This window comes from Azospirillum sp. UENF 211521 (assembly GCF_058780535.1).
This window is the reverse complement of the sequence record NZ_JBSNCF010000001.1, coordinates 728,006-751,780: the sequence shown is the minus strand read 5'-3', so window position 1 is coordinate 751,780 and position 23,775 is coordinate 728,006. Positions and strand designations below refer to the sequence as shown.

Here is a 23,775-nt window from a genome sequence, read left to right as displayed (position 1 = left end):
GGGGGCAACACCTCCCCCACGAAAACTCTACTCCGCGTGCACCTGCTGGCGGGCGACGTCCAGCAGTTGGGCCAATTCCTTCTCCACGCGGTGGTCGGAGATGTCGACGCCCCGGGCGTGCAGGTCGGCGGCCAGACGGTCGCGGACGTCGTGCGGGCCGGTGGCGCCGATGTCGGCGTCGATGACCTGACGGACGTAGGCGTCGGCCTCGCCCCCGGTCAGACCCAGCAGGCTCGCCGCCCACAACCCGGCCAGCCGGTTGCGGCGTGCACGAATCCTGAAGAGCAGGTCCTGGTCGTGCTGGAACTTGTTCTCGAAGGCCCTCTCGCGCTCGTCGAAGGTCGTCATGGGACCCGGCTCCTTGGATTGGTTTTGCGCTCCCAGATACAAGACTATATAGCCGGTGGAACGGGCGTCGTCATCGCCCCCACCCACCGGCCAATCGGCGAATCCGGCGTGCGGCGACATACCCAAGAGGGAAGCGGAAGGCAAGATTCCCCATGTGCAGCGTGATCCTCCTGCGACGACCGGACGCAACATGGCCCCTGATCCTGGGCGCCAACCGCGACGAGATGGCCGGACGGCCCTGGAAGGCGCCGGCGCGCCACTGGCCCGACCGTCCCAACGTGGTCGCCGGGCTGGACGAACTGGCCGGCGGCTCCTGGCTGGGCATGAACGACGAGGGCGTCGTCGCCGCCGTGCTGAACCGCATGGGCACGTTGGGGCCGGAGGCCGGCAAGCGGTCGCGCGGGGAGCTGGTTCTCGACGCGCTGGATTTCGCCGACGCGGCGGAGGCGGCGGAGGCCATGGCGCAGCTCGACACGCGGGCCTACCGCCCCTTCAACCTGCTGATCGCCGACAACCGCGACGCCCGGCTGCTCGTCCATCGCGGCCCCTCCCCGCGCAACCGTCCGGAGATGATCGAGATTCCCGAGGGTGTCCACATGGTCACCGCCAGCGACCTCGACGACGTGACGGAGGACCCGCGGCAGGCCCAGTATCTCCCCCTCTTCCGGCACGCCACTCCGCCCGACCCGGAGCGGGCCGAAGACCAGTGGGGCGGCTGGCCGGAGCTGCTGGCGAGCCGCATCTGGGACGACGGCGAGCGCGGCGAGCGCGGCGCGATGAACTTCCTGCTGCCCACCGGATTCGGCACGGTGTCGAGCGCGCTGATCGCCCTGCCCGCCGTCGAGCGCCCGGACCTCGACCCCGTCTGGCACTTCGCCCCCGGCCGGCCGCACGAGGCGCCATGGCAGCCCGTCTCCTTCGGGTAGGAGCCGCCGCGGACCCCGCGCATTGTGTTCCCTGGGCCAGCTTGCTATATCACTCGTGCATATCCCCTGGACCGGTCACCCATCGGCCCGGGCTACACGTTTTTGGACGATCTCTCATGACACGACGTCGGCGCATCTACGAAGGCAAGGCGAAGGTCCTGTTCGAAGGTCCGGAGCCGGGCACGCTGGTGCAGTACTTCAAGGACGACGCGACCGCCTTCAACAACCAGAAGAAGGGCATCATCACCGGCAAGGGGGTGCTGAACAACCGCATCTCCGAATACCTGATGAGCCGTTTGTCGGAAATCGGCGTGCCGACGCACTTCGTGCGCCGCCTGAACATGCGCGAGCAGCTGGTTCGCGAGGTCGAGATCATCCCCATCGAGCTGGTCGTGCGCAACACCGCCGCCGGTTCGCTGTCCAAGCGCTTCGGCATCCCCGAGGGGACCCCGCTGCCGCGCTCGATCATCGAGTATTATTACAAGTCCGACGAGCTGAACAATCCCATGGTCACCGAGGAGCACATCACGGCCTTCGGCTGGGCGGCTCCGCAGGACCTCGACGACATGGTGGCGCTGTCGCTCCGCGTGAACGACTACCTATCGGGCCTTTTCCTCGGCATCGGCCTGCGGCTGGTGGACTTCAAGCTGGAGTTCGGCCGGCTGTGGGAGAACGAGGAGATGCGCATCGTCCTGGCCGACGAGATCAGCCCCGACAACTGCCGCCTGTGGGACATCAAGACCAACGAGAAGCTGGACAAGGACCGCTTCCGCCAGGACCTCGGTCAGGTCGAGGAGGCCTACCAGGAGGTCGCCCGGCGCCTCGGCATCCTGCCCGAAGGCGGCCCGGTGGACGTCAAGGGGCCCAAGACCGTCCAGTAAAAGACCGTCCAACAATCCGTTTTCCCCACCCCATCAGCACCATCAAGCGAGCGGACATCCGATGAAGGCGAAGGTTCACGTCACCCTCAAGCGCGGCGTTCTCGACCCCCAGGGCAAGGCCATCGCGCACGCGCTGCACACGCTGGGCTTCGACGGCGTCGAGGACGTCCGCGCCGGCAAGGTCATCGAGCTTCAGCTCAAGAGCACCGACGAGGCCGCCGCCCGCAAGGAGGTCGAGGCCATGTGCAGCAAGCTGCTGGCCAACACCGTGATCGAAGACTACGCGATCGAGCTGGTGGCCTGAGAGTTGATGGCCTAAGGCCGTCCGCGCTCAATCCTGCCTGTCGGAAAATGGGGGATGCGCAACCGCTGCGCATCCCCCATTTTCGTTCGGCCATGTCCATCGACCATCTCTCCGCGCTCGATCCCATCTTCGCCGAGTCCCTGCGCGTCGGCGGCCCGACGGTGCGCGACTTCCGCCGCCCGGATGGCTTCTCCGGTCTGCTCTGCCTGATCATCGAGCAGCAGCTCTCCACCACGGTCGCCGCGGCGCTGTGGGCCAAGCTCCAGGCCATGGTCGGGGTGGTGACGCCCGACGCCATCCTGGCCCTGCCCGACGAGGATCTGCGGGCCTGCGGCCTGTCGCGCCAGAAGATCGGCTACGCCCGCGGGCTGGCCCGGACCGTCGCCGACGGCCGGCTGGACTTCGACGCCATTCACAGGATGGACGACGAGGAGGCCATCGCCGCCCTGGTCGCGCTGAAGGGCATCGGGCGCTGGACCGCCGAAATCTACCTGATGATGGCGATGGACCGCCCCGACATCTGGCCGGTCGGCGACCTCGCCATCCAGCTCGGCGTGCAGCGGCTGAAGGGCTGGGCGGAGAAGCCGACCCCGGCCCAGCTCCTCGCCGTCGCCGAGCCCTGGCGCCCGCACCGCAGCCTCGCCGCCAAGCTGGTGTGGCACCATTACGTGGCCCTGCAGGAGCAGGCCAGGGCCCTCAAACCGGTCAAGATCAAGAAGACGCCCAAAGGAAAGACGACACCGTGACCGAGACCACCATCACCGCCGTCCTCGTCGGCAAGGCCGCTCCCTTCGGCCCGCCGGGGCGGACCAGCGCCATCGCCAAGTCCCCGGTGGATGGCCCGCGCGCGGTCGGCCCCGAAGGCTTCCTGGACGACGAGCAGGCCGACCGCCGCGTCCATGGCGGACCGGACAAGGCCATCCACCACTACCCGCTGGACCACCACCCGGCGTGGCGGGAGGAACTGGGCGGGGACGTGCCGCTGCTCGGCCAGCCCGGCGCCTTCGGCGAGAACCTCGCGACGGTGGGCCTGACCGAGGCCGACGTCTGCGTCGGCGACCGTTTCCGCGCCGGCACCGCCCTGCTGGAGGTCGCCCAGGCCCGCCAGCCCTGCTGGAAGCTGAACCACCGCTTCGCCGTGCCCGACATGGCCAAGCGCGTCCAGACCACCGGGCGCACCGGCTGGTACTACCGCGTGCCGGAACCCGGCGTGATCGGCCCCGGCGACCGGCTGGCCCTGGTCGAGCGGCCCTACCCGCACTGGACACTCGCCCGGCTGCTGCACGTCCTCTATGTGGACACCCAGAACCGCGAGGCTCTGGCTGAGATGGCCGCCCTGCCGGTGCTGGCCCAGAGCTGGCGCACGCTGGCCGAGCGCCGGCTGACCCAGGGTGTGGAGGATTGGAGCAAGCGCCTGAACGGCGGAGACTGAACGGCGGCGACTGATGTCTCAGCGGCGGGCGGTCGCCCACAGCACCCCCGCCGCGCCCACCGCCACCAGCGCCAGGACGGCGGAGAGCAGAAGCGCCGCCGTCTCCCCCGCCCGCTCGATGATCACCGCATAGCCCATCGGCGCCAGGGCGGCGGCGTAGAAGCTCGGCACCAGCAGCCGCCCGACCGTCCGGCCGTAGCTCTGCGGATCGAACAGCACCAGCGGCAGCGTGCCGCGCACGATGGTCGCCAGCCCGGCCCCCGCCCCGAACAGCAGCGAGAAGGCGACGCCGGCGGCCAGCACCGCGCCGCTCCACAAACCGATGATGAAGCCGGGCAGCAGCAGGCCGCAGGCGAGCAGCGCCAGGACGGTGGGATGCAGGCGCCCACCGGACAGCACCTCGCACAGCCGGGCCGAGGACTGGCCGACGCCGCGCACCGTGGAAATCCACACCGCCGCGGCGGGCGCCGCCCCCAGTCCGACCAGGATGCCGATCATGTGCGCCGACATCGCCGAGGTCAGCACGCCGACCGCCGTGGTCATCACCATGTAGAACACAGGCGCCACCCAGGCCCGCCGTCGCGGGTCCACGGGTCCGGCGGGCTCCGTCCCGGCCGGCACCGGCGGGCGCACGTAGCGGTCGGACGGGATGGCGGCGTGCAGCGGGATGGTCAGAAGCGCGATCACCGCGTAGGCGACCAGCGCGCCGCGCCAGCCCCAGGCGTCGGCCATCGCCTGCCCCACCGGCCACAGCACCGTCGAGGCCAGCCCGCCCAGCAGCGTGATCTGCGAGATCGGCACCCGCGCCAGCGGGCCGCCCAGCCGGGCCAGGGCGGCGAAGGCCGCCTCGTAGAGGCTCGCCCGCATCGCCAGCCCCAGCACCAGCCAGGAGGCGTAATAGCTCACCAGCCCGGTGGAGGAGGCCAGCCCCAGGCAGCCCGCCGCCGTCAGCAGCGAGCCGATGACCATCACCGGGCGGCCGCCCCAGCGGTCGATGGCCCGCCCGACGCTGCCCGACACCACGCCCATGACCAGCAGCGCCGCCGTGAAGCCGCCGAAGGCCACCGGCAGGCTCAGCCCCAGGTCGGCGGCCATGGGGTTCCCGAAGATGGCGATCAGGTAATAGGAAATCCCCCAGCACAGCAGCTGCGAGACGCCGAGGAACCAGACCAGCCGGCGGGTGATGTGCGACATGACGGACCAGGAGGCGACGGAAAGCGGCAGGCACCCTAGCCAGCCGGTCGGGCACCGACAAACGACTTGTCTTCCGCCGACCGGTGAGAAAAACTCAACGGATGTCCTCCCGCTTCCCGCCGCTGAACGCCCTGCGCGCCTTCGTCGCCGCCGCCCGCCATTCCAGCTTCCGCCTCGCCGCGGAGGAGCTGAACGTCACCCCCGGCGCGATCAGCCGCCAGATCCGCAGCCTGGAACTCTTCCTCGGCGTTCCCCTGTTCGACCGCAGCCAGCGGCAGGTCCGGCTGACCGAGGCCGGGGCGCGCTACTTCACCCGCATCGCCGACCTGTTCACCGAGATCCAGCAGGCAACCGACACGCTGCTCGACGGCGACGGGCGGCGGACGCTGCGGGTGGACTGCATCCCAACCTTCGCCATGCACTGGCTGCTGCCGCGCCTGCCCCTGTTCCAGCAGCGCTTCCCGGAACTGGCGGTGTCGCTGTCCACCGCCCCCGGCCCGATCGACATCGGCCGTCCCTTCGACTACGCCATCCGCCGCGACCCCGCCCATTTTGCTGGGCTAAAGCCGCTGCCCCTGATGCGCGAGCATTGCGTTCCGGTGTGCAGCCCGTCCCTGCCGGGGCTGGAGACGCTGCGCAGCCCCGCCGACCTGACCCGCCGCACGGTCATCACCATCCGCGCCCGCGCCGACCTGCTGCCGGCCTGGAGCACGGCGCACGGGCTGGAGCTGGACGCCTTCCGCAACCGGATGGAGGTCGACCACACCTACTTCGCCATCCAGGCGGCGGAGGACGGGCTGGGCGTCGCCATCGTGCCGCGGCTGTTCGTGGAGCGCCCGCTGGAAACCGGGCGGCTGACCGCCCCGCTGGGGGCCGAAGGGGTGGTATCCGGCCACTATTACCTGCTGGAAAGCCGCCAGCGCGGCCACACCGAGGCGCCGGCCTTCCCCGATTGGCTGCGCGAACAGGCCGCCGGCGCGTCAACGCAGGGCCGATAAGGGAGAATGGCGGGGTCCTTGCCCTTGCTTTGGCGGGGCGGGGCCTTTAGTGTCCGGCCTCGAACCGTTCCCCCCACGACGCCGGATTTTCCAAGCCCCATGAAGGCCGCCGTCATCGTTTTCCCCGGCTCCAACCGCGAACGCGACGCCGTCGCCGCGCTGGAGGCCGCCAGCGGAACCAAGCCGCATCTGGTCTGGCACCGCGACACCGAACTGCCCAAGGTCGATCTCATCCTCGTGCCGGGCGGCTTCTCCTATGGCGACTATCTGCGCTCCGGCGCCATGGCGGCGCACTCGCCGATCATGCGCGAGGTCAAGGCGCGGGCCGATCAGGGCGTGCGGGTGCTCGGCATCTGCAACGGCTTCCAGATCATCACCGAGGCGGGGCTGCTGCCCGGCGCGCTGATGCGCAACGCCAAGCTGAAGTTCATCTGCCGCACCGTGCATCTGCGGGTGGAGAACACGGACAGCCCCTTCACGGCCAAGTACCGCAAGGGCCAGATCGTCCGCTACCCGGTGGCGCACGGCGACGGCAACTACTGGACCGACGCCGAGACGGTGAAGCGGCTGGACGGCGAGGGCCAGGTGGCCTTCCGCTACGTCAGCGACGAGGGCGACGCCGCCCCGCGCTGGAACCGAAACGACTGGAACCCGAACGGTTCGCTGGACAACATCGCCGGCATCTTCAACGCCAAGCGCACCGTGCTCGGCCTGATGCCGCACCCCGAGGACGCGGTGTCCGCCTTCCATGGCAACACCGACGGCAAGCCCATGTTCGATGGTCTGGTGGAGGCCCTGTCGTGACCACCGCGCAGCAGCCCGCAGTCTCCCTGGAGATGGCCCGCGAGTTCGGCCTGTCCGAAGGGGAATACAACAACGCCCTGGAGATCCTGGGGCGCCAGCCGACCTACACGGAGCTGGGCATCATCTCGGTGATGTGGTCGGAGCATTGCTCCTACAAGTCGTCGAAGAAGTGGCTGATGACGCTGCCGACCACCGGCCCGCAGGTCATCTGCGGCCCCGGCGAGAACGCCGGCGTGGTCGATGCCGGCGACGGCGACGCCATCATCTTCAAGATGGAGAGCCACAACCACCCGTCCTACATCGAGCCCTTCCAGGGCGCCGCGACGGGCGTGGGCGGCATCCTGCGCGACGTGTTCACCATGGGCGCCCGGCCCATCGCGAACATGAACGCGCTGCGCTTCGGCGCGCCCGAGCATCCCAAGACCCGCCATCTGGTGTCGGGCGTGGTCGCCGGCATCGCCCATTACGGCAACTGCGTCGGCGTGCCGACGGTCGGCGGCGAGACCAACTTCCACCCGGCCTTCAACGGCAACATCCTGGTCAACGCGATGACCGTGGGTGTGGCCAAGGCCGACCGGATCTTCTATTCGGCGGCTGCCGGCATCGGCAACCCGGTGGTCTACGTCGGCTCCAAGACGGGCCGCGACGGCATCCACGGCGCCACCATGGCGTCGGCCGAGTTCAGCGAGGATTCGGAGGAGAAGCGCCCGACCGTGCAGGTCGGCGACCCCTTCACCGAGAAGCTGCTGATCGAGGCCTGCCTAGAGCTGATGGAGACGGACGCCATCGTCGCCATCCAGGACATGGGCGCGGCCGGCCTCACCTCCTCCTCGGTCGAGATGGCCGGCAAGGGCGGCCTCGGCATCGAGCTGGTGCTCGACGACGTGCCGATGCGCGAGGAGGGGATGACCCCCTACGAGATCATGCTCTCCGAAAGCCAGGAGCGCATGCTGATCATCCTGAAGCCCGGCCGCGAGGAGGTCGCCAAGGCGATCTTCGACAAGTGGGAGCTGGACTTCGCCGTGATCGGCACGCTGACCGACACCGGCAAGCTGGTCATCAAGATGCACGGCCAGACCTGGTGCGACATGCCGATCGCGCCGGTCTCCAACGCCTCGCCGCTCTACGATCGCCCGTGGGAGCCGACCCCGGCCGCCGCGGAGCTGGAGGACGCCGTGCGCGCCCTGCCGGCCGACAAGACGCTGGGCGACATCCTGGAAAAGATCATGTCCTGCCCCGATCAGGCGTCCAAGCGCTGGATCTGGGAGCAGTATGACAGCCTCGTGAACGGCGACACCCGCTTCATGTCCGGTCAGGCCGACGCGGGCGTGGTCCGGCTGCCCGGCCAGAGCAAGGGCATCGCCGTCACCACCGACTGCACCCCGCGCTACTGCCTCGCCGATCCGGTGCGCGGCGGCGCCCAGGCGGTGGCCGAGGCCTACCGCAACCTGTCCGCCGTCGGCGCCCTGCCGCTGGCCGTCACCGACAACATGAACTTCGGCAACCCCGAGAAGCCGCGGATCATGGGCCAGTTCGTCGGCGCCATCCAGGGCATGGCCGACGCCTGCCGCGCGCTGGACTTCCCGGTCGTGTCGGGCAACGTGTCGCTCTACAACGAGACCAACGGCGAGGCGATCCTGCCGACCCCGGCCATCGGCGCCGTCGGCCTGCTGCCCGACGCCATGATCGCCGTCGGCATCGCCTTCAAGAACGAGGGCGACACCATCCTGCTCGTCGGCGAGGGCACCGGCCATCTCGGTCAGTCGCTCTACCTGCGGGAGATCCTGGGTCGCGAGGACGGCCCGCCGCCGCCGGTCGATCTGGCGGTGGAGCGCCGCAACGGCGAGTTTGTCCGCGGCCTGATCGCCGAGGGTCTGGTGGTGTCGAGCCACGACATCCAGGACGGCGGCCTGCTGGTCACTGTGGCCGAGATGGCCATGGCCGGCGGCATCGGCGCCAATCTGTCGGGCCTCGACGGTGCGGACGCCGGCACCCTGTTCGGCGAGGACCAGGGCCGCTACGTCCTGGCCGTCCGCTCCGACAAGGCCGCCGCGGTGCAGGAGAAGGCCAAGGCCGCCGGCGTGCCGGTGAGCGTGCTCGGCAAGACCAACGGCACGGCCCTGACCGGCCGCGGCGGTGAGGCGATCACCATCGCCCGCCTGAAGGCGGCCAACGAGGCTTGGCTGCCCGGCTACATGGCCGCCGCCGAGTGATCGGACGCGGTTGAGGGGTCGAAGAACGGAAGGCCGGGCGGCGGATGCGTCGCCCGGCCTTTTCGTTTTGGGGTTCGGTGTTGCCCCCACCCTTCCCACGGCTTCGCCGCGGGCCCCTTCCCTCCCCCGCTTCGCAGGAGAGGGAGTTTCAGTCCCCTCCCCTGCGAAGCGGGGGAGGGTTAGGGAGGGGGGCGAGTGCTTCAACACCACCAAACCCTTCGCACCGCGGAATGTCGTCGCTTCTCCGGTGACAAACCCGGCCGCTCCGCCTAATTATACGGGCAGCGCCCGCATGGGCAGGGATTGACGGAACAGGATGACGGCCATGGCGATGGAAGCCGCGGTGATCGAGAAGCTCATCAGGGAAGGCATCCCGGACGCGACGGTGGAGATCGCCGACCTGCGCGGCGACGGCGACCATTACGCCGCGCTGGTCACCTCCGCCGCCTTCAAGGGCAAGTCGCGCGTGCAGCAGCACCAGATGGTCTACGCCGCCCTCCAGGGCCGGATGGGCGGGGAGCTGCACGCCCTGGCCCTGACCACCGCCGTGCCGGAAGGCGCGTAGGACGCCGTCCCGCAAGACACTCCGCAAGACACGACGACATCGTAAGAAGGCCGAGAGACATGGTTGACCAGAACGTCAAGGATCGCATCGAGCAGGACATCAAGGGCAACGATGTCGTGCTGTACATGAAGGGCACGCCCGTCTTCCCGCAGTGCGGCTTCTCCGCCGCCGTCGTCCAGGTGCTCAGCACCGTCGGCGTGAAGTTCAAGGGCATCAACATCCTGGAGGACCCGGGCCTGCGCCAGGGGCTGAAGGATTACTCGAACTGGCCGACCTTCCCGCAGCTCTACGTTAAGGGCGAGCTGGTCGGCGGCTGTGACATCGTGCGCGAGATGTACGAGTCGGGCGAGCTGCAGTCGCTGCTGGCCGACAAGGGCGTCGCGACGGGCGCCAACGCCTGATCGGCCAGCCGCGCCGCAGACGTGTGACAAAGGGCTCCGCCAGCGCGGGGCCCTTTTCCTTTGGCGGAACAGGCCCCGGCCCAACCCTGTTTTTCCATCGACGAACCCCGCGGAGGTGTCGGCACGGAAAAGGAGGCCCGGTCATGGACAGGCGTGTGTTCCCAGCGGCGGCGCTGCTGGCTCTGATGGCTCTTCCCGTCCAAGCGCAAGGCCAGGACGGAACGGTTCCCAAGCAGGAGCGGCTGACCGCCTGCCGGGACGAGGTGTCCCGCTTCTCCGACCTGTTCCTGGGCGACAAGGTGGTGGCCGGCGGGCGCAACCACACCGCCCTGACCGGTGAGCAGAAGGACCGGCTGCGCGGCCTGCTGGGCGACGCGCGGTCCGCCGCCGGCAAGGGCGATCCGGACGGATGCGTGGACCGGCTGCGCGAGGCCCGCGCGCTGGTCCGCAACGAGGGTGTCGGCACCAACGTCCCGATCGGCCGGGGCTCGTCGGGATCGTCCGGCGCGATGCCGCGGAACGGAGCCCCCAACGCCAGCGGAAGCGGAGGCGGCACCGCAGGCGGCGGAGGGGGCTGATCGGGAAAACCCCTGCGGGAAATGCGGCATTCCCGGCGCGCAGTGCGGGCATGAGGGGGCGTTCCTATCGCCCATTTCTTGGGCATGGTAAAGGGGAGTCATGGCCCAGACTCCCTCCCCCTCCCTGCCGCAGGCCGACGGGCGCAACCCCGCCACCCTGGGCTTCGCCGCCGCCCTGACCGCCTTCCTGATCTGGGGAGGGGTGGCGCCGATCTTCTTCAAGCAGCTCGGCAACGTCGGAGCGGTGGAGGTCGTCGCCCACCGGGTGCTGTGGACGGTGGTGCTGGTCGGGCTGTGGCTGGTGCCGACGCGCGGCCTGTCCGGCATCGTGCGCGGGGTGGGAAGCTGGCGGCGCCTGGGCATCTTCCTGGTGACGACGGCGCTGATCGGCAGCAACTGGACCATCTTCATCTGGGCCGTGAACAACGGCCATTTGGTGCAGTCCAGCCTCGGCTACTACATCAACCCGATCATCAACGTGCTGCTCGGCATGGCCTTCCTTCAGGAACGGCTGTCGAAGCGGCAGGGACTGGCGGTTCTGATCGCGGCGGCGGGCGTGCTGAGCCTCGTCCTGTCCTACGGGGAGGTTCCCTGGGTGGCGCTGTCGCTGGCCTTGAGCTTCGGCGTCTACGCGCTGGTGCGCAAGAAGGCGGCCATCGACCCGCTGATCGGGCTGCTGGTGGAAACGGTGCTGCTGGTGCCGCCGGCCATCGTCTATCTGCTGTGGCTGAACGCCCAGGGACTGGGGAGTTTCGGCGCGCACGGGCTGGGCACGGACCTGCTGATCATCCTGACCGGCCCGGTGACCGCCATCCCGCTGGTGCTGTTCATGGTCGGCGCCGCCCGGCTGAAGCTGTCGACCATCGGCATCCTGCAATACATCAGCCCGACCGGGCAGCTCCTGCTCGGCGTGGCGGTCTATGGGGAGGCCTTCACCTCCTCACACCTCGTGGCCTTCGTCTGCATCTGGGTGGCGCTGGCGCTCTATTCGGCGGACGCGCTGTTCACACACCGGGCCGCCCGCGCCGAGGCCCGCGCAGAGCAGAACCGGGCCGAACAAAACCGGGCGGAGCAGGCCCGCGCCGCCGCCTGCCGCGCCGATTGAGGCGGCTCAGGCCCGCGGCGCGAGGCCGTGGGCCATGGTGTGGGCGAGCGTCTTCACCACCTCGTTGACGCGGTCCGGGCAGCGCCCGAACACCACCTGATCGAGGAAGCCCAGCCCGAAGCTGAGCGTGGCGATACCCGCCGCGACGTGGGCAAGGTCGGCGTCCGCCGCGATCGCCCCGCGCGCGCGGAAGATCTCCAGCCGGCTGAGCAGGCAGGGGATGCGGCTTTCCGACAGGGTGCGCGCCATTTCGTTCGCGATGTCCGGATCGACCAGCGCGCGCGCCAGCATCACCCGCGTGAAGTCGCGGCACTTCCAGGCGTGGCGGAGTTGGTGCAAGAGGAAGGCCGCCAGATCCTCCTCCAGGTCGTCGCCGGGCGGCGGCATGGCGCAGCCGCTCCCCTCCTCGCGCCCGTAGCGCTCGACGACGGCCAGCAGCAACCCGGCCTTGCCCGAGAAATAGCGCTGGATCAACTGCTCGTTCACGCCCGCGCGTCCGGCGATGTCGCGCGTGGTCGCGGCGTCGAAGCCGCGCTCGGCGAACACCATCTTGGCCGCGTCCAGCAGCACGCCCTTGGTTGCCTCGCGGTCGCGCTTGCGCGCGGGCGCGTCGGCCCCGGTGCCGCAACAGCCGTCGTCAGTCGCCGGGTCGGTGGCGGGGGTGTCGGTTTTGTCCACGATGCAGGCCCTCTCACTGGCCGCCGATCCGTGCGGCGGCTGAAATGATAATAGGTATGCACGTGCATACTTGACAAGGCCGGATGGCGCTGGCAAGTATGTACGCACATACATACCGGGCGCCGCCCAACCCGCGGAACCCCGGACCCCGCTTTGGGACACCCCAACTTGGGACCCGATGCCACATCGAGAGGGCAACCGCATCATGACCACCGCCGATCTGTTCACGCCGCTGCGTCTTGGCTCCATGGAGCTGCCGAACCGCGTCATCATGGCGCCGATGACCCGCAGCCGCGCTGGCGAGGGCAACGTCCCCACCCCGCTGATGGCCGAGTATTACGGGCAGCGCGCTTCCGCCGGCCTCATTATCACCGAGGCGACGCAGGTCTCGGCCACCGGCCAGGGCTATCCCAGCACGCCGGGCATCCACACCGACGCGCAGACGCTCGCCTGGCGCCGCATCGCCGAGGAGGTCCACGCCAAGGGCGGGCTGATCGCCGCGCAGCTCTGGCACGTCGGCCGCATCTCCCACACGGAATTCCAGCCGAACGGCGCCCTGCCGGTCGCTCCCTCGGCGATCGCCGCCGCCGGTCAGTCCTACACCAGCAAGGGACTGGTGCCCTTCCCCACCCCGCGGGCCCTGGAAACCGACGAGATCCCCGGCTTGGTCAAGGCCTTCGCCGACGCCGCCAAGCGCGCGGTGTTCGACGCCGGGCTGGACGGGGTGGAGATCCACGGCGCCAACGGCTACCTGATCGACCAGTTCCTGCGCGACCGCACCAACAAGCGCACCGACCGCTACGGCGGCGGCGTGGAGAACCGGGCGCGCTTCCTGCTGGAGATCCTGGACGCGGTGAGCACCGCCGTCGGCCCCGGCCGGGTCGGCGTGCGGCTGTCGCCGACCGGCACCTTCAACGACATGGCGGACAGCGATCCGCGGGCGCTCTACACCCACGTCACCGAGGCGCTGAACCCCTTCGGCCTCGCCTTCCTGCACGTCATCGAAGGCCAGCCGGGCCACCACATGGCCCCGCCGGAGGGCGCCCCGCACCTCGCGGCGGAGCTGCGCCGGATCTTCAAGGGTCCCTTCATCATCAACGGCGGCTACAGCAAGGAACAGGCCGAGGCGGCCATCGCCGCCGGTGCTGCGGACGCGGTGAGCTTCGGCGAGCCCTTCATCGCCAACCCGGACCTGCCGGAGCGCTTCCGCCGCGACGCGGCGCTGAACACGCCGGACAAGGCCAGCTACTACGGCGGCGACGCCCGCGGCTACACCGACTATCCGGCGCTGGAAACGGCCGACGCCTGATCCCTCTCCCCCGCGGGGATTGCCCCCGATCCCCGCACCTCAAGGCCGGGACCCGCAAGGGTTCCGGCTTTTTTCTTTCCGCCGTCCCTCCAGCGCGGACGTTGCCCATTCCGGGAATCGACTGTTATCCTGAACCGAGCGAAGGAGACGGCGACGAGTGGGATGCCGAGGCCATGCGGGCCGAATGCCGGGCCACGCTGACCGCGACAGAGAAAGGTTCTTGAACACCGCTCAGAACCTTTACAACCTATTTCACAGTACTCAACGACGCCTTCCAGCCCTCTCCCCAGAGGGGAGAGGGAACTCAATCCGACCGCCCATCCTCAAACGAAAAGGGCCCAAACGAAAAAGGCCGCGCCCGGAGGCGCGGCCTTTCGCGTGTCGGTTGGGCCGAACGGTCAGCGCGAGTAGAACTCAACGACCAGGTTCGGTTCCATCTGGACCGGGTACGGAATGTCGGCCAGCAGCGGGACGCGGACGAAGCGGCCCTTCAGGGCGCCCGTGTCGACTTCCAGGTAGTCCGGGGTGTCGCGCTCACCCGAGGCGGTGGCCTCGAGGATGAGGGCCATCTGCTTGGACTTGGCGCGCACCTCGATGGTGTCGCCTTCCTTGATCTGGGCCGACGGGATGTTCAGGCGGCGGCCGTTGACCAGGATGTGGCCGTGGTTGATGATCTGGCGCGCGGCGAACGGGGTCGGCGCGAACTTCATGCGGTAGACCACCGCGTCCAGGCGGCGCTCCAGCAGGCCCACCAGGTTCTCGCCGGTGTCGCCCTTGCGGCGCACGGCCTCGGCGTAGATGCGGCGGAACTGCTTCTCGCCGATGTTGCCGTAGTAGCCCTTCAGCTTCTGCTTCGCCATGAGCTGCAGGCCGTAGTCGGACGGCTTCTTGCGGCGCTGGCCGTGCTGGCCGGGGCCATACTCACGCTTGTTGATCGGCGACTTGCCACGGCCCCAGAGGTTTACGCCGAGGCGGCGGTCGATCTTGTACTTGGACTGTTGACGCTTGGCCATTTGATCCTCGATGGAACACGAGTTGGTTTTGTCCCGGTAGTTCCGCGGAACAGGCCGCGGACGGGGCGCAAACAAGAGGCACGCCCGCTTTCCCAGGAGTGAAGGCGCGCACTATACGGATTCGGCGCGCCTTGTCAAACCATGAGTCGGCTCAAACCATGAGTCGTGTCCACCACACGGCGTCAGCAGCACTCGTCCTCGAGCTGGCGCAGCATGGCCAGACCTTCCTCGTCCTCATGCTCCTCGAACAGGTCGGAGATGTAATAGACGTTGGCGCAGAGCAGGCACAGCCCGTCCGCCTGACGCTTCAACGGATCGTCGGCGACGGCCAGCTTCGCCCGGAAGCGTTCCCAGAAGGCGTTGGTCTTGGCCGGGTCGTCGATGTGCATGTACAGGCGCTCGATGATGCGGCGGGAGTTGCCCTCGCAGTCGATGCCCTTGAAGGAGACGTAGCGGTCGGGGGTGTCGGTTGCGTCCACGGTCGTGATTCCCACAAAGGAGGATGTCTTGACATTCCTCTTCGCGGAAGGCGGGCCTTGGAACAAGACCCGCTGCACGAACGGCGGGCGGGCGGCGTGAACGGCGGGTGTTCTGCGCGAACGGTTCGCGCTCTTACCATTCAGGCGCCCCATTCAGGCGGCGTGCGACAGCTCTTCCTCGGTGAACTCCAGCAGCGTGTTCAGCCGTTGCGGGGTCAGCGCCTCGATCCCCTCGTGCCACATCACCTCGCCGAACAGGGCGTGCAGGGCGGCGAGCCGTTCCGGCGAGAGCGCGGTCAGACGGTCGCCATAATATTCCACCACCAGCTGGTCCACATAGGCGTGGTCGTCGTCCAGGAAAGCCATGGCCGTATCTCCTCGTCATCGTGGCGCCCACCCGATGCGGGCGCCGGCCATGGCCTTGTTCTACGCCTGCGGCGGGCCCGAACGATTGAGGCGGATCAACCGACACCCGAAGTCACAGGCCGGCGGGAACAACCCTGATGCGCGCAAGGGGAAAGGCTAAAGGGCCAACAGCTTCTTCAACTGCTCGATCCGGCCGCGGCTGACCGGCACGCGGGGGGAGCCGGGGGCGGCCATGACGAAGGCGGCCCGCCCGTCGCTGCGGTCGATGGCCTGGGCGTGGCGCAGATTGACCAGATAGCGGCGGTGCGCCCGCACGAACTGCCGCACGTCGAGCCGCGCCTCCAGCTCCGACAGCGAGAGCGAGCAGAAGAAGGCGCCATCCGCCGTGTGGACCCGCGTGTAATGGCCGTCGGCCTGCACATAGACCGCGTCGGCGGGATCGATCAGCACCACGCCCTGGCGCGTCGTGATCGGCAGCTTCACCAGCGGGGTGACCGGCTCGGGCACCGCGTCCGCAACCGGCGGCGGCACCGGCTCGTGAAGCGCCTTCCCGGTCACCTCGAACAGCATCAGGGCCAGCGCCGCCCCGCCGCCCGGCGGCAGGGCGGTGGCCTTCACCACGATGGTCCGCCCCGGCAGGGCCACCATCATGGAACTGGCCGCCGCCGGGGAGTCCGGGTCGTGCGCCGCGGCCAGCAGCAGTTCCACCTTGGCGCGGCTGCCCGGCGGGTGCAGGTCATGCAGGCTGGCCCCCAGCAGCGGACGGTCGCGCCCCAGCATCCGCGCCACGGACGCGTTGACCGACACCACGCGCCGGTCGCCGTCGAGCAGGACGAGGCCAACGTCCATATGCTGCAAGGTGTATTCCATGCGGCAGTATAGGCAGCGATTGGCCCCGGAAGGGAAGAGGGTTAGGGAGGAGGGTTACGGTTCGCCCTTGCGCCGCCCGGTCAGCGCCGCGACGACGCCGTGGAAGGTGCGGACCTCCTGCTCGGTCATCTGCATCCGCTCCAGCGCGTTGCGCAGGGTGCGGACCATCGACGGGCGCTTCTCCGGCGAGGTGAAGAAGCCGGTGCGGTCGAGGTCGCCTTCCAGATGCTCGAAGAAGTTCACAAGCTCCGCCTTGGTCGCCGGGCGGGTCTGGCCGGTGTGCAGAACGCGGTCCGGCGGGGTCTCGCCGGTCTGGAACCACTCGTAGCCGATCAGCAGGACCGCCTGCGCCAGATTGAGCGAGGAGAAGGCCGGGTTCAGCGGAACGGTGATCAGCGTTGACGCCAGCGTCAGGTCGTCGTTGACCAGACCGGTGCGCTCCGGCCCGAACAGCACGCCGGTCTTGTGCCCGGAGTCGACGTGGGCACGCAGTTCCGTTGCGGCGACGCGCGGGGTGACGAACTCCTGGATCATCCCGCGGGTGCGGACGGTGGTGGCGAAGACCACGTTCAGGTCGGCCACGGCCTCCGCGGTCGTCTCGTAGAGCTTGGCCCCATCCAGCACCGGATCGGCGCCCGACGCCGCGACCACCGCCTTCTCGTTCGGCCAGCCGTCGCGCGGCTTCACCAGACGCAGCTCGGTCAGGCCGCAATTCAGCATGGCCCGCGCGCAGGCGCCGATGTTCTCGCCGAGCTGGGGCTGCACGAGGATGATGGTCGGACCGCCCAGGACGGAGGGGCGGTTGGGGTCTTTGCCGGAGGTCATGATCTGAACTTTGGTCTCAGCTTCGCGGTGTTGCACCGCCTTTAAACAGCTTGAATGTGTAACTGTCCACCAGCGCCTCCATCGACGCCTCGATGATGTTGGTGGAGACGCCCAGCGTCGACCATTCCTGCCCGTCGCCGTTGCGCGAGCGGATCAGCACGCGCGGCATGGCGCCGGTGCCGTCCTTGGCCGCCAGGATGCGCACGCGGTAGTCGGACAGCTTCACCCCGTCGAGCAGCGGGTACAGCGGCTCCAGCGCCTTGCGCATGGCGGTGTCCAGCGCGTTCACCGGGCCGTTGCCCGACGCCACCTCGTGATACTCCTTGCCGCCGATCTTCACGCGGACGACGGCCTCGGACTCGACCACCAGCTCGCCCTTGGCGTTGTAGCGGCGCTCGTCGGTGACGTGGAAGCGCTTCAGGGTGAAATAGTCCGGCACCTCGCCCAGTTCGCGGCGGACCAGCAGCTCGAAGCTGGCCTCGGCGGTGTCGTAGGCGTAGCCCTCGGTGTCGCGCTGCTTCACGACGTCGAGCAGGCGGTTCAGCCGCTCGTCCTTCGGGTCCACGGCCATGCCCATCTCGCGCAGCCGGGCGATGACGTTGGAGCGGCCGGCCTGGTCCGACATGACGATCTGGCGGCGGTTGCCGACCGCCTCCGGCTCGACATGCTCGTAGGAGGACGGGTCCTTCTCCACGGCGGAGACATGCAGCCCGCCCTTGTGGGCGAAGGCGCTGGCGCCGACGTAGGGGGCGTGGCGGTTCGGCGCGCGGTTCAGCCGCTCGTCGAACTTGCGGCTGATCTCGGTCAGCAGCGGCAGGTCGGCGGGCTTGATGCCGACGTCGCAGCCCATCTTCAGCATCAGCGACGGGATCAGCGACACGAGGTTGGCGTTGCCGCAGCGCTCGCCCAGCCCGTTGATCGTCCCCTGCACCATCCGCACCCCGGCGCGCACCGCGGCCAGCGAGTTGGCGACGGCGTTCTCGGTGTCGTTGTGGCAATGGATGCCCAGCCGGTCGCCGGGGATGCCGTGCTCCCCGATCACTTGCCGGACGATCTCGTCGATCTCGTGCGGCAGCGTGCCGCCGTTGGTGTCGCACAGCACGACCCAGCGCGCCCCGGCCTCGTAGGCGGCCTTGATGCAGGACGCGGCGTAGGCCGGGTTGCGCTTGTAGCCGTCGAAGAAATGCTCGGCGTCGAACAGCGCCTCGCCCTTGGCGGCCTTCAGCGCGGCGATGCTGTCGGCGATCAGCGCGATGTTTTCCTCGCGCGGGATGGCCAGCGCCACGTCGACGTGGAAGTCCCAGGTCTTGCCGACGATGCAGACGGCGCGCGCCTTGGACTGGATCAGGGCGGCGAGCTGCGGGTCGTTCGCGGTGCTGCGGCCCGGACGGCGCGTCATGCCGAAGGCGGTGAAGGTCGAGCGGGCGAGGTCCGGCGCCTCGGCGAAGAACTGGTCGTCGGTCGGGTTGGCGCCGGGCCAGCCGCCTTCCACATAGTCGATTCCGAGCCGGTCGAGGTCGCGGGCGATGGCGATCTTGTCGGCGACGGAGAAATCCACGTCCTGGGTCTGCGCCCCGTCGCGCAGCGTCGTGTCGTACAGATAGATGCGTTCGCCCGTCATTGCCGCCGCCCGAAGATATTGGTCGCCCGAAGGAAGGTCATAGGACTGTCCGGAGGGCCGGAAGAATGGACGATGCGCTTCGCCATCTCAATGCTTTTGATCGAACCCGCCAGGAATGCGGGGCTTTGCCGCTCCGGCCATAGGCGCGCAATGGAGGTAATAGGACAAATGTACTGACCGAATAAACCATCGTCTGTGCTACACAGCCGCCCCTCTGCATGGCGCCCATCTCACGGGTGCGGTACTCTTTTCTGGCCGGACGCCTGTTGATCTGTATGATCACCGGCCTTTGTGAACGGATGGATTGGACACAGTGACTCCCGCGGGTGACGACGACCAGGACAAGCTCGTCATGGTGATCGACGACGAGCGGACGGTTCTGCAGGCCCTCAACCTCCTGCTGGAGATGTGGGGATACCGGGTCGTCACCGCCGAAAGCGAGGGCGAGGCCGTCGACCGCCTGTCCGTCGCCGGGGAAACGCCGCACGCCATCCTGGCCGACTACCGCCTGCGCGAGGGGCGCACCGGCGTCCAGGCCATCGACCGCATCCGCGCGGAGGCCGGGGCCGAGGTGCCGGGCGTCATCATCACCGGCGACACCTCCACCGAAGGGCTGCGCGACGCCCGCGCCCGCGGGCTGACCGTCCTGCAGAAGCCGGTGCTGCCGCCCCATCTCCAGGCGGTGCTGACCAAGGTGCTGCGGGAGCAGCCCGCCGGCACGGCGTGACGGGCCGGGCCGCCATGGATGTTCCATTACCCTCAGCACCCGCCGCGCCGCCCAAGCCAAGGCCCAACGAGCCGAAGCGCAAGCGCGCCGCCGTTCCCGACGGACGGCTGTTCCGTTCCTGGGAAAGCTGGGTGGTCTTCGGGCTGGGGCTGCTGCTGACCGGCCTCGCCTGGCTGTTGCTGACCGAGCAGAACCACCGGCTGGCCGAGGCGCGCTTCCGCGCGCTGTCCCGCGATCTGGCGGGCGACGTCAGGGAGCGGCTCGACACTTACGAACAGATGCTCCAGGGCGCCGTGGCGATGGTGGACGCCGGCGGCGGGCAGGTCAGCCGCACCGAATGGCGGGCCTACGTCACCGGCCTGCATGTCGAGGACCGCTATCCCGGCATCCAGGGCATCGGCTACGCCCGGCGCGTGAAGGCCCACGACCGGGAGCAGCACGAGGCCTCGCTGCACGCCGCCGGTTTCTACAGCTACCGCGTGACGCCGGAGGGGGAGCGGCCCGAGTATTTCCCGATCGTCTACATCGAGCCCTTCGCCAGCCGCAACTTGCGGGCCTTCGGCTTCGACATGCACGCCGAGCCGACCCGCCAGGCCGCCATGGAGCGCGCCCGGAGCACCGGCACCGCCGCGGCGACCGCCCGGCTGCGGCTGGTCCAGGAAACCGAGGAGGACGTGCAGCCCGGCTTCCTCATCTATGTGCCGGTCTACGACCAGACCCTGCCGCTGACCACCGCCGCCGACCGGCGCGAGGCGCTGCTGGGCTTCGTCTACAGCCCCTTCCGCGCGCACGACCTGATGCGCAGCATCATGGGCCAGGGCGCGTCCCAACTGCTGGACATCCGCGTCTATGACGGGACGGAGACCTCGCCGGACTCGCTGATGTTCGATTCCGCGCCCAGCCGGGACGCCTTCCGCGACGTCCTGCGCATCGAGGTGTTCGGGCGCCCCTGGACGCTGGTCCTGTCCGGCACCCACGCCTTCGAGGAGAGCGTGGCCAGCGCCACGCCGCGGGGGGTGCTGTTCGCCGGCCTGATCATCACGCTTCTGCTGGTCGCCACCGTCAACTCCGTGCTGCAGGACCGCGACCGCATGGCCGAGCTGCGCCGCAGCTACGACGCGCTGGCGCTGGCGCGCGCGGAGGCGGAGCAGGCCAACGCCGCCAAGTCGCGCTTCCTGGCCGCGGCCAGCCACGACCTGCGCCAGCCGCTCCAGACCCTGGGCATCTATCTGCACATGATCGGCGAGCAGGCGGAGAATCCGCGGCAGCGCAAGCTGGTGGACGCCGCCCGCGACGGGTTCGAGGCGACGCAGCGCCTGCTGAACTCGCTGATGGACATCGCCACGCTGGAAACCGGGGTGATCAGCCCGCAGCTGTCCGAGCTGGACCTGCCCGTCTTCCTGCAGCGCATCTGCGAGGAGGGCCGGCTGGAGGCCGCCGGCAAGGGCCTGGGCTTCCGCGTCACCTGCGGCGGCGCCCGCGTGACGACCGACCCGGCGATGCTGGAGCGGATCGTCCGCAACCTGCTGAGCAACGCGCTGAAATACACGCACGACGGCACCATCCGGGTGACCTGCCGGCAGGCGCGCGGCTTCACCGCCATCAAGGTGCAGGACACCGGCCCCGGCATCCCGCAGGACCGGCTGCACCTGATCTTCGAGGACTTCTACCAGATCGGCAATCCGGAGCGCGACCGGCGCAAGGGCCTCGGCCTCGGCCTCGCCACGGTGGCGCGGCTCAGCCGCCTGCTCGGCTACCGGGTGCGGGTGCTGTCGCGCCCGGGCCGCGGCGCCATCTTCCTGGTCGAGATCCCCGACGAGGCGCCCTCCCCTTGCCAGACAACCGAGACCGCGACCTCCGTGGCCTGACGCCCTGCGATCCTTTTGGCAATCGCCGACGCCGCCTTGTCCCGGCACGGCCGGGACCAGCCGCGCCGGAACCGGCGGGTCGCCGAGTCGGCGATTGCCAAATCCGGGACCGGATCAGGCCGTCGCCGGCCGCGCCGACCGGGCGCGCATCAGCATCCACACCGCCGACACGCCGGCCAGCTTGGACGCGAGGCTGGCCGCCCAGACCGTCGGGTCCCAGATGCCGAGCATGCCGAAGAACAGCGCCGTGTCCACCGGCACCGACAGGGCGGCGCTGATCCACAGCCGGTCGCGCAGCGGGCGGCGGGTGACGGTGAAGACGCCCCAGTCGATCAGTTCCGACACCGCGAAGGCGGTGACGCTGGCGGTCGCGACGAAGGGGTCGGCCAGCAGGAAGGACAGCAGCGTGGCGGCCAGCATGGCGGCCAGCGACCAGTGACCGTAGCGGACCTGGACCATGTCGCGCAGGATGAAGATCAACCCGGCCCAGCAGGACCACACCAGATCCAGATGCGGCGCCAGGCTGAAGGCGTAGTTGATGGCGAGTACGCTGCCAATGTAGGCGGCGAGCCAGAGCATGACGGAATCCTCCAAAAGCCACCCGCGGAAATACGGGCGCGAACGACGGCGCCACCCGCGTGAATGCGAGCGCTCCGCAGCGGTCTTGTAACAGGTCCAGGCCATCGCCGTGAACCCTTGCGTCGTGAACCCGCGGCGCGCGCCGGTGCGGAGGGAGCGCAACCGCCAAGAACGGCTTACCACCACCTCGGTCCCCCGAATGCGCCACCGTCCCTAGCGCGTCCGGACGATGCCCTGGCGCGTTCGTTCGGAGAGGCGAAACGAAAGAGACCCCGAAAGGTGAGGGCGATGGCGGCGGCGGGCGTATCAATTGGAATGGGCGGCACACGGGATCATTCGCTGGACGCGGCGCGCAGCCTGCTGATGATCCTCGGCGTTCCCTACCACGCGGCGCTGATCTACACGCCGGGCTACGACTGGGTGATGAACTCCCCCGACGGCATCGCCTGGATCGGGATGTTCGCGGACTTCATCCACAGCTTCCGCATGCCCGCCTTCTTCCTGATCTCCGGCCTGCTGATCACCCACAGCCTGCGCCGCCACGGGCCGCGGGCGACGCTGACCTCGCGCGCCTCGCGTCTGCTGGTGCCGCTCGTCGCCATGGCGGCGACGCTGAACGTCGCGCAGTTGTGGATGGAAAGCCGCGCCATCGACCCCGGCCTGACCGCGGGGGAGTTCCTCACCCAGACCATCCCCGCGGCCTTCTGGAGCGGCGGGCTCGTCTATCACCTGTGGTTCCTGGTCGAGCTGTTCATCAGCGTGCTGGCGCTCTGCCTCGCCTACCCGCTGCTGGTCTCCCTGCACCGGCGGATGGCCGAGCGCGCGCCGGGGCTGGCCCGTTGGCTGGCCGACCCGCCGGATTGGCTGCCGCCGCTTCTGCTCAGCCTCGTCATGATGGGGGTGCTGGGCTTCGACAACATCTCCGACTGGCTGGTGACGCCGCTGGTGCCGACCAACTCCACGGCGGTGAGCATCGTCGTCTCGGGAGGCTTCTTCGCGGTCGGCGTGCTGATCGCCCATTGGCCGGGCGGAGCCGCGCGCTACGCCAAGGCGAGTTGGGGCGTGGCGCTGACCTATCTCGCCTGCTTCGCCATCCACATCGGCATGGTCGGAATCGAGAAGCCCATGCCGGTGCGCTTCCTCGACGAGGCGCTGCGCGCCGTCGCCGCCTGGTCGGCCTTCCGCTTCGTCCTCGGCCTGACGCAGTCCTTCTTCTCGGCGGAGAGCCGCCGGGTGCGGGCGCTGTCGCAGGCCTCCTACACCATCTACCTGCTGCACCATCTGGTGGTCATGGCCCTCGGCTTCGCCCTGCTGGCCGTCACCGCCCCGCCCCTGCTGGAGTTCGCCGCGATCACCGCGGTGGGGCTGATCGTGCCGCTGGCGGTCCATCACGGGCTGGTCCGCCGCTCGCCGACGCTGCGCTTCCTGATGAACGGCGTCCCGCCGGGGGAAGCGAAGAAGCGGACCGGCCCGGCGCACGACCGCGAGGCGATGGCGCGCCGGGCCGGCTGAGCAGGACCCGTTGAGCACACTCGGAATCGGGCGGTCTTAGACCATGGTCGCATGCCCGCACCCCCGCGCCGGCTTTGCCCGGCGGGCGGTGGTGAAGTAACCTATAGGTCATCCGCCCACGTTCCCCGGCCGGCCTTCCGGCGTCGGGTGGCGGTCTGGGGTGTTGGATGCCATGCCGA

General features: G+C 69.3%; 26 protein-coding genes. 16 read left to right on the top strand and 10 right to left on the bottom strand.

What is annotated here, in order from left to right; genetic code table 11:
• Positions 1-27: 27 nt before the first annotated feature.
• Entirely contained in the window at positions 28-348 is a 321-nt protein-coding gene (locus ACWPN5_RS03565) for a DUF1476 domain-containing protein (protein WP_145682257.1), read from the bottom strand.
• 152 nt (positions 349-500) lie between these two features.
• Here ACWPN5_RS03565 and ACWPN5_RS03560 point away from each other — a divergent pair, with 152 nt between their 5' ends.
• The 5 genes from ACWPN5_RS03560 (at position 501) to ACWPN5_RS03540 (ending at position 3,891) form a co-directional block, all read left to right on the top strand.
• Positions 501-1,274 (top strand): NRDE family protein, encoded by a 774-nt coding sequence (locus tag ACWPN5_RS03560; protein WP_492294267.1) that lies wholly within the window; start codon positions 501-503, stop codon positions 1,272-1,274.
• A gap of 116 nt (positions 1,275-1,390) precedes the next feature.
• Positions 1,391-2,155 (top strand): phosphoribosylaminoimidazolesuccinocarboxamide synthase, encoded by a 765-nt coding sequence (purC, locus tag ACWPN5_RS03555; protein ID WP_014239519.1) that lies wholly within the window; start codon positions 1,391-1,393, stop codon positions 2,153-2,155.
• A gap of 61 nt (positions 2,156-2,216) precedes the next feature.
• Positions 2,217-2,459, top strand: coding sequence for a phosphoribosylformylglycinamidine synthase subunit PurS (gene purS / locus ACWPN5_RS03550; protein WP_014239518.1), 243 nt, complete (start codon positions 2,217-2,219; stop codon positions 2,457-2,459).
• A 92-nt stretch (positions 2,460-2,551) separates the two neighbouring features.
• Complete coding sequence (locus ACWPN5_RS03545) at positions 2,552-3,205, top strand: DNA-3-methyladenine glycosylase family protein (protein ID WP_492294265.1); 654 nt, start codon at positions 2,552-2,554, stop codon at positions 3,203-3,205.
• The gene (locus ACWPN5_RS03540; protein ID WP_492294263.1) at positions 3,202-3,891 is read left to right on the top strand and encodes an MOSC domain-containing protein; all 690 of its coding nucleotides are present in this window, start codon (positions 3,202-3,204) and stop codon (positions 3,889-3,891) included. The genes ACWPN5_RS03545 and ACWPN5_RS03540 overlap by 4 nt, the downstream gene beginning before the upstream one ends.
• A gap of 18 nt (positions 3,892-3,909) precedes the next feature.
• Here ACWPN5_RS03540 and ACWPN5_RS03535 read toward each other — a convergent pair whose 3' ends face one another.
• Positions 3,910-5,085, bottom strand: a complete 1,176-nt coding sequence (locus tag ACWPN5_RS03535) for an MFS transporter (protein ID WP_137115702.1) — start codon at positions 5,083-5,085, stop codon at positions 3,910-3,912.
• A 101-nt stretch (positions 5,086-5,186) separates the two neighbouring features.
• On the opposite strand from ACWPN5_RS03535, the gene ACWPN5_RS03530 reads away from it, so the two are divergent.
• The 7 genes from ACWPN5_RS03530 to rarD all read left to right on the top strand — a co-directional run bounded on the left by ACWPN5_RS03530 (position 5,187) and on the right by rarD (position 11,749).
• Complete coding sequence (locus ACWPN5_RS03530; RefSeq protein WP_145682262.1) at positions 5,187-6,083, top strand: LysR substrate-binding domain-containing protein; 897 nt, start codon at positions 5,187-5,189, stop codon at positions 6,081-6,083.
• A gap of 99 nt (positions 6,084-6,182) precedes the next feature.
• Positions 6,183-6,887, top strand: coding sequence for a phosphoribosylformylglycinamidine synthase subunit PurQ (purQ, locus tag ACWPN5_RS03525; protein ID WP_014239512.1), 705 nt, complete (start codon positions 6,183-6,185; stop codon positions 6,885-6,887).
• Positions 6,888-6,919: 32 nt separating this feature from the next.
• Entirely contained in the window at positions 6,920-9,100 is a 2,181-nt protein-coding gene (purL, locus tag ACWPN5_RS03520; protein ID WP_200479359.1) for a phosphoribosylformylglycinamidine synthase subunit PurL, read from the top strand.
• Between the two features lie 325 nt (positions 9,101-9,425).
• Positions 9,426-9,665, top strand: a complete 240-nt coding sequence (locus tag ACWPN5_RS03515; protein ID WP_038531271.1) for a BolA family protein — start codon at positions 9,426-9,428, stop codon at positions 9,663-9,665.
• Positions 9,666-9,724: 59 nt separating this feature from the next.
• Complete coding sequence (gene grxD, locus ACWPN5_RS03510; RefSeq protein WP_014239508.1) at positions 9,725-10,066, top strand: Grx4 family monothiol glutaredoxin; 342 nt, start codon at positions 9,725-9,727, stop codon at positions 10,064-10,066.
• A gap of 143 nt (positions 10,067-10,209) precedes the next feature.
• Entirely contained in the window at positions 10,210-10,644 is a 435-nt protein-coding gene (locus tag ACWPN5_RS03505; RefSeq protein WP_145682263.1) for a hypothetical protein, read from the top strand.
• 100 nt (positions 10,645-10,744) lie between these two features.
• Positions 10,745-11,749, top strand: a complete 1,005-nt coding sequence (gene rarD, locus ACWPN5_RS03500; protein ID WP_145682264.1) for an EamA family transporter RarD — start codon at positions 10,745-10,747, stop codon at positions 11,747-11,749.
• Positions 11,750-11,755: 6 nt separating this feature from the next.
• Here the strand turns inward: rarD and ACWPN5_RS03495 are convergent, their stop codons facing one another.
• Positions 11,756-12,427 carry a TetR/AcrR family transcriptional regulator gene (locus ACWPN5_RS03495; protein WP_145682265.1) on the bottom strand — a complete coding sequence of 224 codons (672 nt, stop codon included), beginning with the start codon at positions 12,425-12,427 and terminating at the stop codon, positions 11,756-11,758.
• A gap of 205 nt (positions 12,428-12,632) precedes the next feature.
• Between ACWPN5_RS03495 and ACWPN5_RS03490 the strand changes: the two genes are divergently transcribed.
• Entirely contained in the window at positions 12,633-13,736 is a 1,104-nt protein-coding gene (locus ACWPN5_RS03490) for an alkene reductase (RefSeq protein WP_145682266.1), read from the top strand.
• A gap of 398 nt (positions 13,737-14,134) precedes the next feature.
• Here ACWPN5_RS03490 and rpsD read toward each other — a convergent pair whose 3' ends face one another.
• From rpsD to cimA, 6 genes are all read right to left on the bottom strand, one after another.
• Entirely contained in the window at positions 14,135-14,749 is a 615-nt protein-coding gene (rpsD, locus tag ACWPN5_RS03485) for a 30S ribosomal protein S4 (RefSeq protein ID WP_014239501.1), read from the bottom strand.
• Between the two features lie 182 nt (positions 14,750-14,931).
• A complete protein-coding gene (cowN, locus tag ACWPN5_RS03480) occupies positions 14,932-15,228 on the bottom strand; it encodes a N(2)-fixation sustaining protein CowN (protein WP_094303160.1) in 297 nt (98 codons plus the stop codon).
• 153 nt (positions 15,229-15,381) lie between these two features.
• Entirely contained in the window at positions 15,382-15,594 is a 213-nt protein-coding gene (locus ACWPN5_RS03475; RefSeq protein WP_137115697.1) for a hypothetical protein, read from the bottom strand.
• Between the two features lie 156 nt (positions 15,595-15,750).
• On the bottom strand, positions 15,751-16,452 hold the full coding sequence (locus ACWPN5_RS03470; protein ID WP_374191492.1) for a LytTR family transcriptional regulator DNA-binding domain-containing protein: 702 nt from the start codon (positions 16,450-16,452) through the stop codon (positions 15,751-15,753).
• A 66-nt stretch (positions 16,453-16,518) separates the two neighbouring features.
• Positions 16,519-17,289 (bottom strand): RNA methyltransferase, encoded by a 771-nt coding sequence (locus ACWPN5_RS03465; protein WP_492294258.1) that lies wholly within the window; start codon positions 17,287-17,289, stop codon positions 16,519-16,521.
• Between the two features lie 16 nt (positions 17,290-17,305).
• On the bottom strand, positions 17,306-18,910 hold the full coding sequence (cimA, locus tag ACWPN5_RS03460; protein WP_145682270.1) for a citramalate synthase: 1,605 nt from the start codon (positions 18,908-18,910) through the stop codon (positions 17,306-17,308).
• Between the two features lie 313 nt (positions 18,911-19,223).
• Here cimA and ACWPN5_RS03455 point away from each other — a divergent pair, with 313 nt between their 5' ends.
• Positions 19,224-19,637 (top strand): response regulator, encoded by a 414-nt coding sequence (locus ACWPN5_RS03455; RefSeq protein ID WP_014239494.1) that lies wholly within the window; start codon positions 19,224-19,226, stop codon positions 19,635-19,637.
• A gap of 14 nt (positions 19,638-19,651) precedes the next feature.
• The gene (locus tag ACWPN5_RS03450; protein WP_492294255.1) at positions 19,652-21,505 is read left to right on the top strand and encodes a CHASE domain-containing protein; all 1,854 of its coding nucleotides are present in this window, start codon (positions 19,652-19,654) and stop codon (positions 21,503-21,505) included.
• Between the two features lie 114 nt (positions 21,506-21,619).
• Here ACWPN5_RS03450 and ACWPN5_RS03445 read toward each other — a convergent pair whose 3' ends face one another.
• Positions 21,620-22,084, bottom strand: a complete 465-nt coding sequence (locus ACWPN5_RS03445; RefSeq protein WP_137102420.1) for a preQ0 transporter — start codon at positions 22,082-22,084, stop codon at positions 21,620-21,622.
• 315 nt (positions 22,085-22,399) lie between these two features.
• Here ACWPN5_RS03445 and ACWPN5_RS03440 point away from each other — a divergent pair, with 315 nt between their 5' ends.
• The gene (locus tag ACWPN5_RS03440) at positions 22,400-23,596 is read left to right on the top strand and encodes an acyltransferase family protein (RefSeq protein WP_492294253.1); all 1,197 of its coding nucleotides are present in this window, start codon (positions 22,400-22,402) and stop codon (positions 23,594-23,596) included.
• Positions 23,597-23,775 lie beyond the last annotated feature (179 nt).

Bases quoted from the DNA above. Each gene is read 5' to 3' on its own strand.
- ACWPN5_RS03445 (WP_137102420.1), bottom strand. From the start codon at position 22,084: ATGCTCTGGCTCGCCGCCTACATTGGCAGCGTACTCGCCATCAACTAC.
- purL (WP_200479359.1), top strand. From the start codon at position 6,920: ATGGCCCGCGAGTTCGGCCTGTCCGAAGGGGAATACAACAACGCCCTG.
- ACWPN5_RS03565 (WP_145682257.1), bottom strand. From the start codon at position 348: ATGACGACCTTCGACGAGCGCGAGAGGGCCTTCGAGAACAAGTTCCAG.
- grxD (WP_014239508.1), top strand. From the start codon at position 9,725: ATGGTTGACCAGAACGTCAAGGATCGCATCGAGCAGGACATCAAGGGC.
- ACWPN5_RS03490 (WP_145682266.1), top strand. From the start codon at position 12,633: ATGACCACCGCCGATCTGTTCACGCCGCTGCGTCTTGGCTCCATGGAG.
- ACWPN5_RS03450 (WP_492294255.1), top strand. From the start codon at position 19,652: ATGGATGTTCCATTACCCTCAGCACCCGCCGCGCCGCCCAAGCCAAGG.
- purS (WP_014239518.1), top strand. From the start codon at position 2,217: ATGAAGGCGAAGGTTCACGTCACCCTCAAGCGCGGCGTTCTCGACCCC.
- ACWPN5_RS03535 (WP_137115702.1), bottom strand. From the start codon at position 5,085: ATGTCGCACATCACCCGCCGGCTGGTCTGGTTCCTCGGCGTCTCGCAG.
- rarD (WP_145682264.1), top strand. From the start codon at position 10,745: ATGGCCCAGACTCCCTCCCCCTCCCTGCCGCAGGCCGACGGGCGCAAC.
- ACWPN5_RS03505 (WP_145682263.1), top strand. From the start codon at position 10,210: ATGGACAGGCGTGTGTTCCCAGCGGCGGCGCTGCTGGCTCTGATGGCT.
- ACWPN5_RS03440 (WP_492294253.1), top strand. From the start codon at position 22,400: ATGGGCGGCACACGGGATCATTCGCTGGACGCGGCGCGCAGCCTGCTG.
- purQ (WP_014239512.1), top strand. From the start codon at position 6,183: ATGAAGGCCGCCGTCATCGTTTTCCCCGGCTCCAACCGCGAACGCGAC.
- rpsD (WP_014239501.1), bottom strand. From the start codon at position 14,749: ATGGCCAAGCGTCAACAGTCCAAGTACAAGATCGACCGCCGCCTCGGC.
- ACWPN5_RS03475 (WP_137115697.1), bottom strand. From the start codon at position 15,594: ATGGCTTTCCTGGACGACGACCACGCCTATGTGGACCAGCTGGTGGTG.
- cimA (WP_145682270.1), bottom strand. From the start codon at position 18,910: ATGACGGGCGAACGCATCTATCTGTACGACACGACGCTGCGCGACGGG.
- purC (WP_014239519.1), top strand. From the start codon at position 1,391: ATGACACGACGTCGGCGCATCTACGAAGGCAAGGCGAAGGTCCTGTTC.
- ACWPN5_RS03465 (WP_492294258.1), bottom strand. From the start codon at position 17,289: ATGACCTCCGGCAAAGACCCCAACCGCCCCTCCGTCCTGGGCGGTCCG.
- ACWPN5_RS03530 (WP_145682262.1), top strand. From the start codon at position 5,187: ATGTCCTCCCGCTTCCCGCCGCTGAACGCCCTGCGCGCCTTCGTCGCC.
- ACWPN5_RS03545 (WP_492294265.1), top strand. From the start codon at position 2,552: ATGTCCATCGACCATCTCTCCGCGCTCGATCCCATCTTCGCCGAGTCC.
- ACWPN5_RS03560 (WP_492294267.1), top strand. From the start codon at position 501: ATGTGCAGCGTGATCCTCCTGCGACGACCGGACGCAACATGGCCCCTG.
- ACWPN5_RS03515 (WP_038531271.1), top strand. From the start codon at position 9,426: ATGGCGATGGAAGCCGCGGTGATCGAGAAGCTCATCAGGGAAGGCATC.